Genomic DNA, 13,336 nt, shown 5'->3' with positions numbered 1-13,336 from the left:
CGCCCCCGGCGAGAGGATCCGCACCGTGCGACGACGTAGTCCCCGTACCGCCGCCGTCCTGGCCGCCGCCGCGCTGCTGGCCGTCGCGGGCTGTTCGAGCGAGGACGGCTTCCCGGGCGAGGGGCCGCGGCAGGGCGCGTCGGCCAAGTCGCCCGGCGCGGGGGCCTCTTCGAGCGCCCCGCCGGTGTCCCCGGCGCCGCCCACCGGCTCGGCCGCGGTCGTGCGGACGCTCACCACGAAGCTCGGCTCGCCGTGGGGCGTCGCGGTGCTGCCCGGCGGCGACCTGCTGGCCGGTTCCCGCGACACGGGAAAGATCGTCCGGGTGGGCGCCAAGGACGGTGCGCAAAGCGAGGTCGGCGAGGTGCCCGGCGTGGTCAAGGGCGGTGAGGGCGGCCTCCTGGGGCTCGCGGTCTCGCCGGACTTCGCCACCGATCGCCTGGTGTACGCGTACTTCACCACCGATTCGGACAACCGCATCGCGCGCCTGCGCTACGACGAGGCGAAGCCGGCGGGGCAGCGGCTGGGGGCGCCCGACACGGTGCTCCGGGGCATCCCCAAGGGGACGGTCCACAACGGCGGGCGCATCGCGTTCGGCCCGGACCGGATGCTCTACGCGGGTACGGGCGAGAGCGGGCAGCGCGGCCTCGCGCAGGACCGGAAGTCGCTCGGCGGCAAGATCCTCCGCATGACGCCGGACGGCCGCCCCGCGTACGGCAACCCCGAGGAGGACTCGGTGGTCTACTCCTACGGCCACCGCAACGTGCAGGGCCTGGCGTGGGACGCGGCCGGGCGCCTGTGGGCGTCGGAGTTCGGCCAGGACACCTGGGACGAGGTCAACCTGATCCGGCCGGGCGGCAACTACGGCTGGCCCGTCGTGGAGGGCAAGGCGGGCCGGTCCGGCTACGTCGACCCGGTGGAGCAGTGGAAGACCTCCGACGCCTCCCCCAGCGGCCTCGCGTACGCCGGGGGCGCGCTGTGGATGGCGGGGCTGCGGGGCGAGCGGCTGTGGCGGATCCCGCTGGACGGCGCGAAGCCGGTGGCCGCCCCGCAGGCGTTCCTGCAGGGCGAGTACGGGCGGCTGCGCACGGTCGTCGCGGCGGACGGCGGCGGGCTGTGGCTGACGACGAGCAACACCGACGGGCGCGGGAAGCCGGGCGCCGACGACGACCGCGTCCTGCGGCTGGAGGTGCGCTGACGCAGCTCGGCGGCACTTTCCGTGGAACGTACATCCGTCCGCCTATGCTGGACGGACAGGGCGTCGACGGGAGTTGAGATGTTCAATCTGATCGAGGAACTGTTCACGCCGGGCCGCAAGCACACCGAGGACGAGCACAACAGGCTCGAACTGACCCGCACCGACGTCGGTGACGCCGACCCCGCACGGGGCCCCATAGACCTCGAATCGGGCTGCGTGGTCATACGGCCGCGGCAGGCTCCTCCAGCGGGCTGAGGCGCTGCACCGGAAGCGGCACGGGCTGCAGGGGCCCGGCGGGCCGGGGCTCCACCGGCTCGGGCGGCTCGATGCTGATCCGGGGCAGGCGGCGGTCCAGCCACGCGGGCAGCCACCAGTTGGCGCCGCCCAGCATGTGCATGAGCGCCGGCACCAGCAGGGTGCGCAGCACGAAGGCGTCGAGGGCCACGGCCGCCGCGAGACCGATGCCGAACATCGCGATGACGCGGTCCCCGCTGAGCACGAAGGCCAGGAAGACCGAGATCATGATCACGGCCGCGGAGTTGATGACGCGGCTGGTCTCGGCGAGCCCGACCCGTACGGCGCGGCAGTTGTCGCGCGTGGCCAGCCACTCCTCGTACATCCGGCTGACCAGGAAGACCTGGTAGTCCATGGAGAGCCCGAAGAGGACGGAGACCATCACCACGGGCAGGAAGGGTTCTATCGGGCCCGCGCCGCCGAGGCCGAGGAACTCGCTGCCCCAGCCCCACTGGAAGATCGCGACGACGACGCCGAAGGAGGAGGCGACGGCGGCGACGTTCATCACCGCCGCCTTCAGCGGGATGCCGATGCTGCGGAAGGCCAGCAGGAGCAGCACGCAGCCCAGGCCGACGACGGTGCCGACGAAGAGCGGCAGCTTGCCGAGGATGATGCCGGCGAAGTCGTCGTAGCTCGCGGTCATGCCGCCGACGTGGACGCCGACCCCGCTGCCGGCGGTCGCCTTCGGCAGCACGGTGCCGCGCAGCCGGTCCACGAGGTCGCTGGTGGCGCGCGACTGCGGGGAGGTGGTGGGGACGACGCTGATGACGCCCGTGTCGCCGCTCGCGTTCACTTCGGCGGGCGATACGGCGGCGACGCCCTCGGTGTGCCGCAGGGTCTCCGGGAGCTCGGTGAAGGCGAGCCGGTCGGCGGCGCCGTCCAGGCCGGCCACGAGCGTGAGGGGGCCGTTGACGCCGGGGCCGAAGCCGCGGCCGAGCAGGTCGTACGCCTGCCGCGTCGTCGACGAGGCCGGGTTGGTGCCCTGGTCGGAGGTGCCGAGGTGGAGGGAGAACGTGGGCAGCGCGAGGACGAGCATGACGGCGGCCGCCACGGTGCCCAGCAGCCTGGGGTGCCGCTCCACGAACGCGGCCCAGCGGGCGGCGAAGCCGGTGGACGCCTCCGGGCGGGGGCCCTCGGCCGCGAGCCGGCGGCGCTCGCGGCGGCTGAGCGCGCGGTCGCCGATGACGCCGAGGAGCGCGGGCAGCAGGGTGACCGACGCGGCGACGGTGAGGACGACGGTGAGCGAGGCGGCGAGGGCGACGCCGTTGAGGAAGCTCAGCCGCAGGATGAGCATGCCGAGCAGGGCGACGCAGACGGTGCCGCCCGCGAAGACGACGGCGCGGCCGGTGGTGGCGACGGCCCGTTCGGCCGCGACGGCCACGGGCAGGCCGGCCCGCAGGCCCTTGCGGTGCCGGGTGACGATGAACAGGGCGTAGTCGATGCCCACGCCGAGGCCGATGAGGGTGCCGAGCATGGGGGCGAAGTCGGCGACGTTCATGACGTGGCCGAGCAGCTGGGTGCCCATGGAGGCGGTGCCGACGCCGACGAGCGCGGTGGCGATGGGCAGCAGGCTCGCGGTCAGCGAGCCGAAGACGAGGAAGAGCACGACGGCGGCCACGGCGATGCCGATGATCTCGCTGAGGTGGCCGCCCCCGGTCTCCGCGCCGGCGATGCCGCTGCCTCCGAGGGCCACCTGGACGTTGTCGTCCGCCGCGGCGCGGGCGGTGCCGACGACCTTGCGGACGAGCTCCTTGCCGGGGGCCTCGGCGTTCGCGAAGGTGAGGGAGGCGTACGCGGTGTGCCCGTCCCGGCTGATCCTGGCGGCGGCGTCGGGGCCGCCGTACGGGCCGCTGACCGCCTCGACGCCGGGGAGCGCCGCGACCTCGTGCAGGACCTCGGTCATGCGCTGCTCGACGGCGGCGGCGCGCACGGTGCCGTGGCCGGTGTGCCAGACGATGGTGTCGTCGCCGCCCTGGCCGGGGAAGCCCTCGGCCAGGAGGGCGCTCGCGCGGGCCGCTTCGGTGCCGGGCACGGCGTAGTCGTTGGAGTACGCGGGGCCGCTGAGCATGGCGGCGGCCGCGGTGCCCGCGAGGGCGACGAGCCACAGCACGATGACGGCGAAGCGGCGGCGCAGGCACCACCGGGCGAGTGAGGTCATACGGGCTGCTTCCCGGGTATCGCGTCGATCTGCCGGGAAACGGACCCGTGCTGTGCCGAGCGCTTGAGGCGGTGGGCTCGGGGCCCCGGGGCGCATGACGATGCGGAGGGGTCCCTTGCCGCACCACTGTGACAGCCGGGAAAGATCTTTTGTCCGCTTTGTGGCTTACCCCACACGGGGGCGGGGCGGCCCGCTCAGCGCGGGGACTGCCAGCCGTGGGCGACGTCCACGACGATGCGGTTGCGCTCCTGGAAGACGCGGAAGGGCAGCCGCGCGCGGACGCCGAGGCCGACGAGGGTCTCGCCCTCGAAGCTGCTGGCGAAGCGGGTGTCCCGGAAGGTCTTGAATCCGCTGAGGTCGACGCCGGTCAGCGGCTGTCCGGCGTGGACGGGGTAGCGCGCCTCGCCGGTGGCCGGGTCGTAGCTCGGGGCGGAGATCCGGATGGCCAGGACCGCACCGCCGGCGACGGGGATCGGATCGCCCGAGCCGTCCTGGCGCAGCTGGTCCACGTACTCGACGCGGTAGCCGATGCGGTGGTCGCCGATGCCCTGGACGTCGAAGACCAGGCGGTCGTAGCACTCGTGCGTCCCGGCCCTGACGTCCAGGAGCGGCTTGTACGCCGAGGTCGCGGCCGTCTTGGGCAGGCTTCCCCAGCTCGCCTCGCACTTCGCCGTGGCGGTGCGTGCGGCCTGTGCGGCCCGTTCCGTCGCCGCGCCGGCCGGGACCGCCGTCGCCAGCAGGCCGGCGCCCGCCAGGGTGACCGCGGCCAGCGTCCTGCTCAACCGTCTCATGTGCGTGGACCCCCATCCCTCGATGGCGGGCACATGGTGGGCCCGCATCCGGGATCATGCCGGACGAGGGCCGCGAAGGCCATAGACCGGAGGAAACCAGCCAATCCTGCACTTTTTACGGACAGGCAACGGACAGACAATGGCCGCCCCTTCGAAAAGGGACGGCCATTAAGCGTCAGAGAACGCTGCCGGGAGTGGCCGGGTCAGCCCTCGACGCCCAGGCGCTCCAGGATGAGCTCCCGGACCCGGGCCGCGTCGGCCTGGCCGCGCGTGGCCTTCATGACCGCGCCGACCAGCGCGCCCGCCGCGGCGACCTTGCCGGCACGGATCTTGTCCGCGATGCCCGCGTTGGCCGCGATGGCCTCGTCCACGGCGGCGCCCAGGGCGCTGTCGTCGGAGACGACCTTCAGGCCGCGCTTCTCGACGACGGCGTCCGGGTCGCCCTCGCCCGCGAGCACGCCCTCGATGACCTGGCGGGCCAGCTTGTCGTTGAGCGAGCCCTCGGCGACGAGCGCCGCCACCCGGGCCACCTGCGCCGGGGTGATCGGCAGCGCCGCGAGGTCCGTGCCGGACTCGTTGGCGCTGCGGGCCAGCTCGCCCATCCACCACTTGCGGGCGGCGGCGGAGTCCGCGCCGGCCTCGACGGTGGCGACGATCAGGTCGACCGCGCCCGCGTTGAGGATCGACTGCATGTCGTGCTCGGAGACGCCCCACTCCTCGCGCAGCCGGTTGCGGCGCACGCGCGGCAGCTCGGGCAGGGTGGTCCGCAGCTCCTCGACCCACTCGCGGGAGGGGGCCACCGGCACCAGGTCCGGCTCGGGGAAGTAGCGGTAGTCCTCGGCCTCTTCCTTGATGCGGCCGGACGTCGTCGACCCGTCCTCCTCGTGGAAATGCCGGGTCTCCTGCACGATGGTGCCGCCGGCCGAGAGCACGGAGGCGTGCCGCTGGACCTCGAAGCGCACCGCGCGCTCGACGGAGCGCAGCGAGTTGACGTTCTTGGTCTCGGAGCGGGTGCCGAACTTCTCGGTGCCGTTCGGGCGCAGCGACAGGTTCACGTCGCAGCGCATCTGGCCCATCTCCATCCGGGCCTCGGAGACGCCCAGCGCCTTGATGAGCTCGCGGAGCTCGGCGACGTACGCCTTGGCGACCTCGGGGGCCCGCTCGCCCGCGCCCTCGATCGGCTTGGTGACGATCTCGATGAGCGGGATGCCGGCGCGGTTGTAGTCCAGCAGGGAGTGCTGGGCGCCGTGGATGCGGCCGGTGGCACCGCCCACGTGCGTGGACTTGCCGGTGTCCTCCTCCATGTGGGCGCGCTCGATCTGCACGCGGAAGACCTCGCCGTCCTCCAGCTGCACGTCGAGGTAGCCGTTGAAGGCGATCGGCTCGTCGTACTGGGAGGTCTGGAAGTTCTTCGGCATGTCCGGATAGAAGTAGTTCTTCCGGGCGAAGCGGCACCACTCGGCGATCTCGCAGTTCAGCGCGAGACCGATCTTGATGGCGGACTCGACGCCGGTGGCGTTGACCACGGGCAGGGCGCCGGGCATGCCGAGGCAGACCGGGCAGGTCTGGGTGTTGGGGTCCGCGCCCAGCTCCGTGGAGCAGCCGCAGAACATCTTGGTCTTGGTGCCGAGCTCGACATGGACCTCCAGGCCCATGACGGGATCGTAGGAAGCCAGCGCGTCCTCGTACGACACCAGTTCAGTGACGGTCACGGAAAACTAACCTCTCAAGTCCTGGCTCAGTCCGCGAGGACGTCGTCGCTGTTCATCCGGCGCAGCTCGCGCACCAGCAGCGCGACGCCGGTGGCGATGGCGGCGGCGGAGACGATGGCGTCGACCAGCTGGAGCGTGTCCTGCTCGCCGCGCGCCTTCTTCGCCTGCTTCAGCACGCTCACGGCGCCGAACAGCGTGGTGCCGATCGACAGGTACGTACCGGGCTTGGACTTCTTGAAGCCCTTGGCCTTCTTCAGCGCGCTCGTCTTGTTCTCGGTCACAGCGACGGTGCCTCCTCAAGCAGCGGGTGTCCCCAGCGCTCGGCGAACGCGGCCTCGACCGCGGCGCCGACCTTGTAGAGCCGGTCGTCCTTCAGGGCGGGGGCGATGATCTGCAGACCGACCGGCAGCCCGTCCTCGGGCGCCAGGCCGCACGGCAGCGACATGGCCGCGTTGCCCGCCAGGTTGGTCGGGATGGTGCACAGGTCCGCGAGGTACATCGCCATCGGGTCGTCGGCGCGCTCGCCGATCGCGAAGGCGGTGGTCGGGGTGGTCGGCGAGACGATCACGTCGACCTGCTCGAACGCCTTCTCGAAGTCGCGCGTGATGAGCGTGCGGACCTTCTGCGCCGAGCCGTAGTAGGCGTCGTAGTAGCCCGAGCTGAGGGCGTACGTGCCGAGCATGACGCGGCGCTTGACCTCGGGGCCGAAGCCGGCCTCGCGGGTGAGGGCGGTGACGTCCTCGGCCGAGCGGGTGCCGTCGTCGCCGGTCCGCAGGCCGTAGCGCAGGCCGTCGAAGCGGGCCAGGTTCGAGGAGCACTCGGACGGCGCGATCAGGTAGTACGCCGCCAGGGCCAGGTCGAAGGACGGGCAGTCCAGCTCGACGACCTCGGCGCCCAGCTCCTTCAGCAGCTCGACGGACTCGTCGAAGCGCTGCAGGACGCCGGCCTGGTAGCCCTCGCCGCGGAACTGCTTGACGACGCCGACGCGCATGCCGGCGACGGAGCCGTTGCGGGCCGCCTCGACGACGGGCGGGACCGGGGCGTCGATGGACGTGGAGTCCATCGGGTCGTGGCCGGCGATCACCTCGTGCAGCAGGGCCGCGTCCAGGACCGTACGGGCGCAGGGGCCGCCCTGGTCGAGGGAGGAGGAGAACGCCACCATGCCGTAGCGCGAGACCGCGCCGTAGGTGGGCTTGACGCCGACCGTGCCGGTGACGGCGGCGGGCTGGCGGATCGAGCCGCCGGTGTCCGTGCCGATCGCGAGCGGGGCCTCGTAGGCGGCGAGGGCCGCGCTGGAGCCGCCGCCGGAGCCGCCGGGGATCTTGGTGAGGTCCCAGGGGTTGCCGGTCGGGCCGTAGGCGCTGTTCTCCGTGGAGGAGCCCATCGCGAACTCGTCCATGTTGGTCTTGCCGAGGATGACGACGTCCGCGTCCTTCAGGCGCTTGGTGAGCGTCGCGTCGTACGGCGGGATCCAGCCCTCGAGGATCTTGGAGCCGACGGTGGTCGGGATCCCCTTGGTGGTGAAGATGTCCTTCAGCGCGAGCGGGACGCCGGCCAGCGGGCCGAGCTTCTCGCCGCGGGCGCGCTTGGCGTCGACCTCACGGGCCTGGGCGAGGGCGCCCTCGCGGTCGACGTGGAGGAAGGCGTGCACCTTCTCGTCCACGGCCTCGATCCGGGCCAGGTGGGCCTCGGTCACCTGGACGGCGGTGAGCTCGCCCGAGGCGATCTTCTCCGCGATCCCGGCGGCGGTGAGCTTGATGATGTTGATGTCCGTCATGGCTGACTAGTCCTCCCCCAGGATCTGCGGCACCTTGAAACGCTGCTGCTCCTGGGCGGGGGCGCCGGACAGCGCCTCCTGCGGGGTCAGCGACGGACGGACCTCGTCCGGGCGCATGACGTTGGTCAGCGGCAGCGGGTGGGACGTCGGCGGGACGTCCTGCTCGGCGACCTCGGAGACGCGGGCGACCGCGCCGATGATGTCGTCGAGCTGGCCGGCGAAGTGCTCGAGCTCTTCGTCCTTGAGCTCCAGACGTGCCAGCCGGGCGAGGTGGGCTACCTCCTCGCGCGTGATGCCAGGCATGCGGCGATCCTCAGGGTTTGTGACGGATTCTGGGCGGGTTGTGCGCCCAATCCTATGGCTCCGGGAGCCGTGCCTGCTAAACGCTTTCCGCGTGGCTGCGGCCAGGACGGCTGCAGCCCCGCCGGGCCCCGGGCGCGGGCGGATCGCCGCCGCGGCGGGAGCGGGCGCCCGGCACGGCCGGACGGCCCTACGGGCGGGGTCGTCCGGCACCGCCGGACTGCCCGGTGGGGGCTGATCACCGCCGCGGCGGGGGTAGAGGTGTCCGGCGCGGGCGGACAGCTGTGCGGGAGCCGGCGCCGGTCGCCGTCGCGGCGGGAGGAAGGGGGCACGTCGGGCAGCGCTTTCCGCCCCCGCCGGGGCGTCGTCCGGCCCGCCGGACCGGTCGCGGCCCTACGTGACCGCGTCCTCCTCCGCGGCCGCGGAGGCCGTGGCCGCGACGCGGTCCGTGTCGCGGTGCCAGCCGGATTCGTTGCGGAGGCGGAGCCAGGCCGTCGTCTCGTCCGGCGGCATGGCGGCGGCGACGAGCCAGCCCTGGACCGCGTCGCAGCCCAGGTCCCGCAGCCGCTCCCACGTCTCGTCGTCCTCGACGCCCTCGGCGACGACGAGGAGGCCGAGCGAGTGCGCGAGGTCCAGCGTGCAGCGGACGATCTCGGCGTCCTCGTTGTCGATGGCGAGCCGGGCCACGAACGAGCGGTCGATCTTCAGCTCGCTCACCGGCAGCCGCCGCAGGTGGACCAGCGACGAATACCCCGTGCCGAAGTCGTCCAGGGACATCTTCACGCCGTGCCCGGTCAGCCCGGCCAGCGTGTCCGCCGCCCGCTGCGGGTCCTCCAGGAGGACGTGTTCGGTTATCTCCAGCTGCAGCGCCCCCGGAGGGACCCCGTGCCGGGCGAGCCGGGCCGCGACCGAGCCCGCGAAGCCGGGCGTGTGGACGTCGCGCGGCGAGACGTTGACGGCGACCGGCACCTCCAGGCCCATGGCCCGCCACTTCGCCACCTGGCAGAGGGCGGTCTCCAGGACGTACTCGGTGAGCCGGGGCATCAGCCCGGACGACTCGGCGATGGCGATGAACTCGTCCGGCGAGACGCGCCCCCGCTCGGGATGCACCCAGCGGACCAGCGCCTCCAGACCCTCGACGTGCCCGTCGAAGCCGACCTTGGGCTGGTAGTGCAGCTCGACGTCGCCCGCGTCCAGCGCGCGCCGCAGATCGCCGAGGAGGCCGAGCCGGTCGGGGGTGTTGCCGTCGCGGCGGGCCTCGTAGACCTCGACGCCGCTGCGGTCGCGCTTGGCCTGGTACATGGCGACGTCGGCCCGGCGCAGCAGCCCTTCGGCGTCGAGGGCGTGGTCGGGATAGACGGCGACGCCGGCGCTGGCCTCCAGGACGAGGGTGAGCCCATCCAGGTCGAGCGGGGAGCCGAGCGCGGCCACCAGCGAACGGGCCACGCGCTGGGCGCCGGTGAGGGAGTCCGCGGTGGGCAGCAGCACCGCGAACTCGTCGCCGCCGAGGCGCGCCGCCTCCGCGTCCCGCGGCAGGGCGAGGCGCAGCCGTTCCGCTATCTGCAGCAGCAGCCGGTCCCCGGCGAGGTGGCCGAGGGTGTCGTTGACGGAGCGGAAGCGGTCGAGGTCGATGAGGACGAGCGCGGAGCGGGTCCCGGCGCGCTCGGCCTCGTCGAGGGCGCTCCACGTGCGCTCCAGCAGCCACTGGCGGTTGGGCAGGCCGGTGAGCGGGTCGCGCAGCTGCTCCTCGGCGCGGGCGCGGGCGATCCACAGCGTGGAGTCGAGGGCGATGAGGGGGACGGCGAACAGCGGCAGCAGCAGCGGCGCGTGGTCGGCGACGACGGCGATCAGCGGGGCGATGCCGAGGAGGGCGCCGCCGACGAGGGCCTGCCGGACGAGGGCGGTGCGGGCGATGCTGCTGAGGCCGGCGCGGGGCGCCATGGAGTACCAGAGCAGGGCGCGGGTGACCGCGAGGTAGAGGAAGGCGGCGAGGGCCACCTTGGGGACGGCGGTGAGCGGCCACGCGTCGGGCAGCCAGGGGTGCTCGACGGTGGAGACGACACCGCACACGGCGAGGGCGAGGCCGGCGGCGCCGATGCCGAGGATGTCGACGGCCCCGTGGAGTAAGGCCTGGCGCCAGCGGTGGCGGCGGGCGGCGGCGACGAGCAGGACGACGGCGATGCTGATCAGCACGGCGGGCAGCCAGCCGTAGAGCAGCAGGACGGCGAGGGTGAGGGCGGCTCCGGAGCCGGTGCCGCCCCACCAGCGGTCGCGGCCGAGGGCGACGAGGTGGGCGACGATGAGGCCGGTGAGGACGGCCAGGGACCAGCCGACGGTGTGTCCGGGGAACACGGAGTGGCCCGCGCCGAGCACCCGGCAGATCCCCGCGGCGAGCGCGAACGCCGCCACGGCGACACAGACCGTCGGCAGCGCGGGCGGAGGAACCCGGCGCAGCCGGGATGCCGGTTCGGCGCTGTCGGTGGGTTTCATGCCCGTCCCTCTCACAGCCGGCGGTGCCCGCGCCACGGCAGGCGCACATCTCAACAGTAGGCCGCAGAAGGCTACGGCGGGCAGCGATCGGCAGCGGTTGCCCGATTGGGATCCGGCCTCTTGTAGCCATCTGGTACGCGCTGTAGGGGTAATGCCCACTGACTATGCGGGCATTACTCCGCTGGGGTGGCGACCGGTGTGCGAACCTGCCTTCCGGTGACGGTGCCGCTTCCCGTGGGGCGGGTGGCGGCGGGGGTGACGGAGGAGCTCGGTGGGGGGTGAAGGGGGGTGCGAAGGGGCTACCCGCACCCCCTGCCCGCTACGCCTTGCCGTGGGCGCTCTCGTCCTCGCCCGCGCCCCCTGCCGCTTCCGCGCCCTCTTGCGGAACGGCCGCCTCCCGCGCGGCGTCGGGGCCTTCGGCGAGGAGCACGGCGAAGCCGTCCTCCTCCAGCACGGGCACCTTCAGCTGCATGGCCTTGTCGTACTTGGACCCGGGGTTGTCGCCGACGACGACGAAGTCGGTCTTCTTCGACACCGAGCCGGTGACCTTGGCTCCCCGGCTCTGCAGGGCCTCCTTGGCGCCGTCGCGGGTGTACGAGGAGAGGGTGCCGGTGACGACGACGGTGAGGCCGGCGAGCGGGCGCGGGCCCTCGTCCTCGGCGGCCTCCTCCTCCATGCGGACGCCGGCGGCCCGCCACTTCTCGATGATCTCGCGGCGCCAGTCCTCGGCGAACCACTCCTTGACGGCGGCGGCGACGATCGCGCCGACGCCGTCCACCGCGGCCAGCTCCTCCTCGCTCGCCTCCGCGATCCGGTCGATCGAGCGGAACTCGCGGGCGAGGGCGACCGAGGCGACGGGGCCGACGTGCCGGATCGACAGCCCGGTGAGGATGCGGGCGAGCGGGCGCTGCTTGGCGGCCTCGATGTTGGCCAGCATGGCGAGGGCGTTCTTCTTCGGCTCGCCCTTCTGGTTGGCGAAGAACGTGACGACCTTGGGCTCGCCCGTCTCCGGGTCGCGCTTGGGCAGGCCGGAATCGGGGTCCACCACGTAGGACTTGATGGGCAGCAGCTGTTCGATGGTCATGCCGAACAGGTCGCCCTCGTTCTTCAGGGGCGGCTCGGCGGGCTCCAGCGGCTGGGTGAGCGCGGTGGCGGCGACGTAGCCGAGGTTCTCGATGTCGAGGCTCTTGCGGCCGGCGAGGTAGAAGAGGCGCTCGCGGATCTGGGCGGGGCAGGCGCGGGCGTTGGGGCAGCGGAGGTCGACGTCGCCCTCCTTCATGGGCCGCAGCTCCGTGCCGCACTCGGGGCAGTCGGCGGGCATCACGAACTCGCGCTCCGTGCCGTCCCGCAGGTCGGCCACCGGGCCGCGGATCTCGGGGATGACGTCGCCGGCCTTGCGCAGCACGACGGTGTCGCCGATGAGGACGCCCTTGGTCTTGACGACGTCCTGGTTGTGGAGGGTGGCGAACTCGACCTCGGAACCCGCGACCGTGACCGGCTCGACCACGGCGTACGGCGTGACCCGGCCCGTCCGGCCGACGCCCACGCGGATGTCGACCAGCTTGGTGTTGACCTCCTCCGGGGGGTACTTCCAGGCGATCGCCCAGCGGGGGGCGCGGGAGGTGGAGCCGAGGCGGCCCTGGAGGGGGATCTCGTCGAGCTTGACGACGACGCCGTCGATCTCGTGCTCCATGGAGTGGCGCACGCCGGGCTCGCCGTAGTGGGCGATGAACTTCCGCACGCCCGCCAGGTCGTTCACGACGGAGGCGTGGGCCGCCGTCGGCAGCCCCCATTCGCGCAGCAGTTCGTACGCCTGGGACTGGCGGTCGATGTCGAAGCCCTCGCGGGCGCCGACGCCGTGGACGACCATGTGCAGCGGCCGGGTGGCGGTGACGCGCGGGTCCTTCTGGCGCAGCGAGCCCGCGGCGGCGTTGCGCGGGTTGGCGAAGGGGGGCTTGCCGGCCTCCACCAGGCCGGCGTTGAGCTCCTCGAACTTCTCCATGGGGAAGTAGACCTCGCCGCGGACCTCGACGAGGGCCGGGATGCGGTCGCCCTTGAGGCGGTCGGGGATCTCGGCGATGGTGCGGACGTTGGGCGTGATGTCCTCGCCGGTGCGGCCGTCGCCGCGGGTGGCGGCGCGGGTGAGGCGGCCGTGCTCGTACGTGAGGTTGACGGCGAGGCCGTCGACCTTGAGCTCGCACAGGAAGTGGTATGGGGTGCCGCCGCCGATGTCCTTGGCGATGCGCTCGGCCCAGGCGGCCAGCTCCTCGTCGTCGAAGGCGTTGTCGAGGGAGAGCATGCGCTCGCGGTGCTCGACGGCGGAGAACGCCGTTTCGTAGGCCCCGGCGACCTTCTGGGTGGGCGAGTCCGGCGTGCGCAGCTCCGGGTGCTCCTCCTCCAGGGCCTCCAGCGAGCGCAGGAGCTTGTCGAACTCGGCGTCGCTGATGACGGGGGCGTCCTTGACGTAATACCGGAAGCGGTGCTCCTCGATCCGCTCGGCCAGCAGCGCGTGCTTCTCCCGCGCTTCCGCGGGCACGGCGGAGCCCGCCGCGAGCTCTTCGCCCTGCCGTCCGCCCTGCTGTTCGACAGCCACCGTCTCGTCCTCCCGTTGCTCCATGA

10 protein-coding genes are annotated in these 13,336 nt (G+C 72.9%); 2 read left to right on the top strand and 8 right to left on the bottom strand.

Translation table 11 applies throughout. The annotated features are described in order from the left end of the window. Positions 1-25 precede the first annotated feature (25 nt). The gene (locus ACFZCD_RS13165; protein ID WP_391830047.1) at positions 26-1,195 is read left to right on the top strand and encodes a PQQ-dependent sugar dehydrogenase; all 1,170 of its coding nucleotides are present in this window, start codon (positions 26-28) and stop codon (positions 1,193-1,195) included. A 78-nt stretch (positions 1,196-1,273) separates the two neighbouring features. Beyond that, the gene (locus ACFZCD_RS13160; RefSeq protein ID WP_391830045.1) at positions 1,274-1,450 is read left to right on the top strand and encodes a DUF6191 domain-containing protein; all 177 of its coding nucleotides are present in this window, start codon (positions 1,274-1,276) and stop codon (positions 1,448-1,450) included. On the opposite strand, the gene ACFZCD_RS13155 is transcribed toward ACFZCD_RS13160, so the two are convergent. The 8 genes from ACFZCD_RS13155 to ligA form a co-directional block, all read right to left on the bottom strand. Beyond that, entirely contained in the window at positions 1,416-3,647 is a 2,232-nt protein-coding gene (locus ACFZCD_RS13155) for an MMPL family transporter (RefSeq protein WP_391830043.1), read from the bottom strand. The genes ACFZCD_RS13160 and ACFZCD_RS13155 overlap by 35 nt on opposite strands. Before the next feature lie 194 nt (positions 3,648-3,841). Continuing rightward, a complete protein-coding gene (locus tag ACFZCD_RS13150; protein WP_391830042.1) occupies positions 3,842-4,438 on the bottom strand; it encodes a hypothetical protein in 597 nt (198 codons plus the stop codon). Between the two features lie 203 nt (positions 4,439-4,641). Further along, positions 4,642-6,150, bottom strand: coding sequence for an Asp-tRNA(Asn)/Glu-tRNA(Gln) amidotransferase subunit GatB (gene gatB, locus ACFZCD_RS13145; RefSeq protein ID WP_391830040.1), 1,509 nt, complete (start codon positions 6,148-6,150; stop codon positions 4,642-4,644). 26 nt (positions 6,151-6,176) lie between these two features. Further along, positions 6,177-6,431, bottom strand: coding sequence for a hypothetical protein (locus ACFZCD_RS13140; RefSeq protein WP_391830038.1), 255 nt, complete (start codon positions 6,429-6,431; stop codon positions 6,177-6,179). Further along, positions 6,428-7,927, bottom strand: coding sequence for an Asp-tRNA(Asn)/Glu-tRNA(Gln) amidotransferase subunit GatA (gene gatA / locus ACFZCD_RS13135; protein ID WP_391830036.1), 1,500 nt, complete (start codon positions 7,925-7,927; stop codon positions 6,428-6,430). The genes ACFZCD_RS13140 and gatA overlap by 4 nt, the downstream gene beginning before the upstream one ends. Before the next feature lie 6 nt (positions 7,928-7,933). Continuing rightward, positions 7,934-8,230, bottom strand: a complete 297-nt coding sequence (gene gatC / locus ACFZCD_RS13130; RefSeq protein ID WP_030368121.1) for an Asp-tRNA(Asn)/Glu-tRNA(Gln) amidotransferase subunit GatC — start codon at positions 8,228-8,230, stop codon at positions 7,934-7,936. A 390-nt stretch (positions 8,231-8,620) separates the two neighbouring features. Continuing rightward, positions 8,621-10,717, bottom strand: coding sequence for a putative bifunctional diguanylate cyclase/phosphodiesterase (locus ACFZCD_RS13125; RefSeq protein WP_391830033.1), 2,097 nt, complete (start codon positions 10,715-10,717; stop codon positions 8,621-8,623). 319 nt (positions 10,718-11,036) lie between these two features. Then, complete coding sequence (ligA, locus tag ACFZCD_RS13120) at positions 11,037-13,334, bottom strand: NAD-dependent DNA ligase LigA (protein WP_391830382.1); 2,298 nt, start codon at positions 13,332-13,334, stop codon at positions 11,037-11,039. Between the last annotated feature and the right edge of the window lie 2 nt (positions 13,335-13,336).

This window comes from Streptomyces sp. NPDC008001, assembly GCF_042958085.1.
GTDB lineage: Bacteria > Actinomycetota > Actinomycetes > Streptomycetales > Streptomycetaceae > Streptomyces.
This window is presented reverse-complemented; position numbering and strand designations above follow the sequence as displayed.

What these genes read in the sequence shown, in the direction of transcription:
- ACFZCD_RS13160 (WP_391830045.1), top strand. Translation starts at nt 1,274, where the DNA reads ATGTTCAATCTGATCGAGGAACTGTTCACGCCGGGCCGCAAGCACACC.
- ACFZCD_RS13155 (WP_391830043.1), bottom strand. Translation starts at nt 3,647, where the DNA reads ATGACCTCACTCGCCCGGTGGTGCCTGCGCCGCCGCTTCGCCGTCATC.
- ACFZCD_RS13150 (WP_391830042.1), bottom strand. Translation starts at nt 4,438, where the DNA reads ATGAGACGGTTGAGCAGGACGCTGGCCGCGGTCACCCTGGCGGGCGCC.
- gatA (WP_391830036.1), bottom strand. Translation starts at nt 7,927, where the DNA reads ATGACGGACATCAACATCATCAAGCTCACCGCCGCCGGGATCGCGGAG.
- gatC (WP_030368121.1), bottom strand. Translation starts at nt 8,230, where the DNA reads ATGCCTGGCATCACGCGCGAGGAGGTAGCCCACCTCGCCCGGCTGGCA.
- ACFZCD_RS13125 (WP_391830033.1), bottom strand. Translation starts at nt 10,717, where the DNA reads ATGAAACCCACCGACAGCGCCGAACCGGCATCCCGGCTGCGCCGGGTT.
- ligA (WP_391830382.1), bottom strand. Translation starts at nt 13,334, where the DNA reads ATGGAGCAACGGGAGGACGAGACGGTGGCTGTCGAACAGCAGGGCGGA.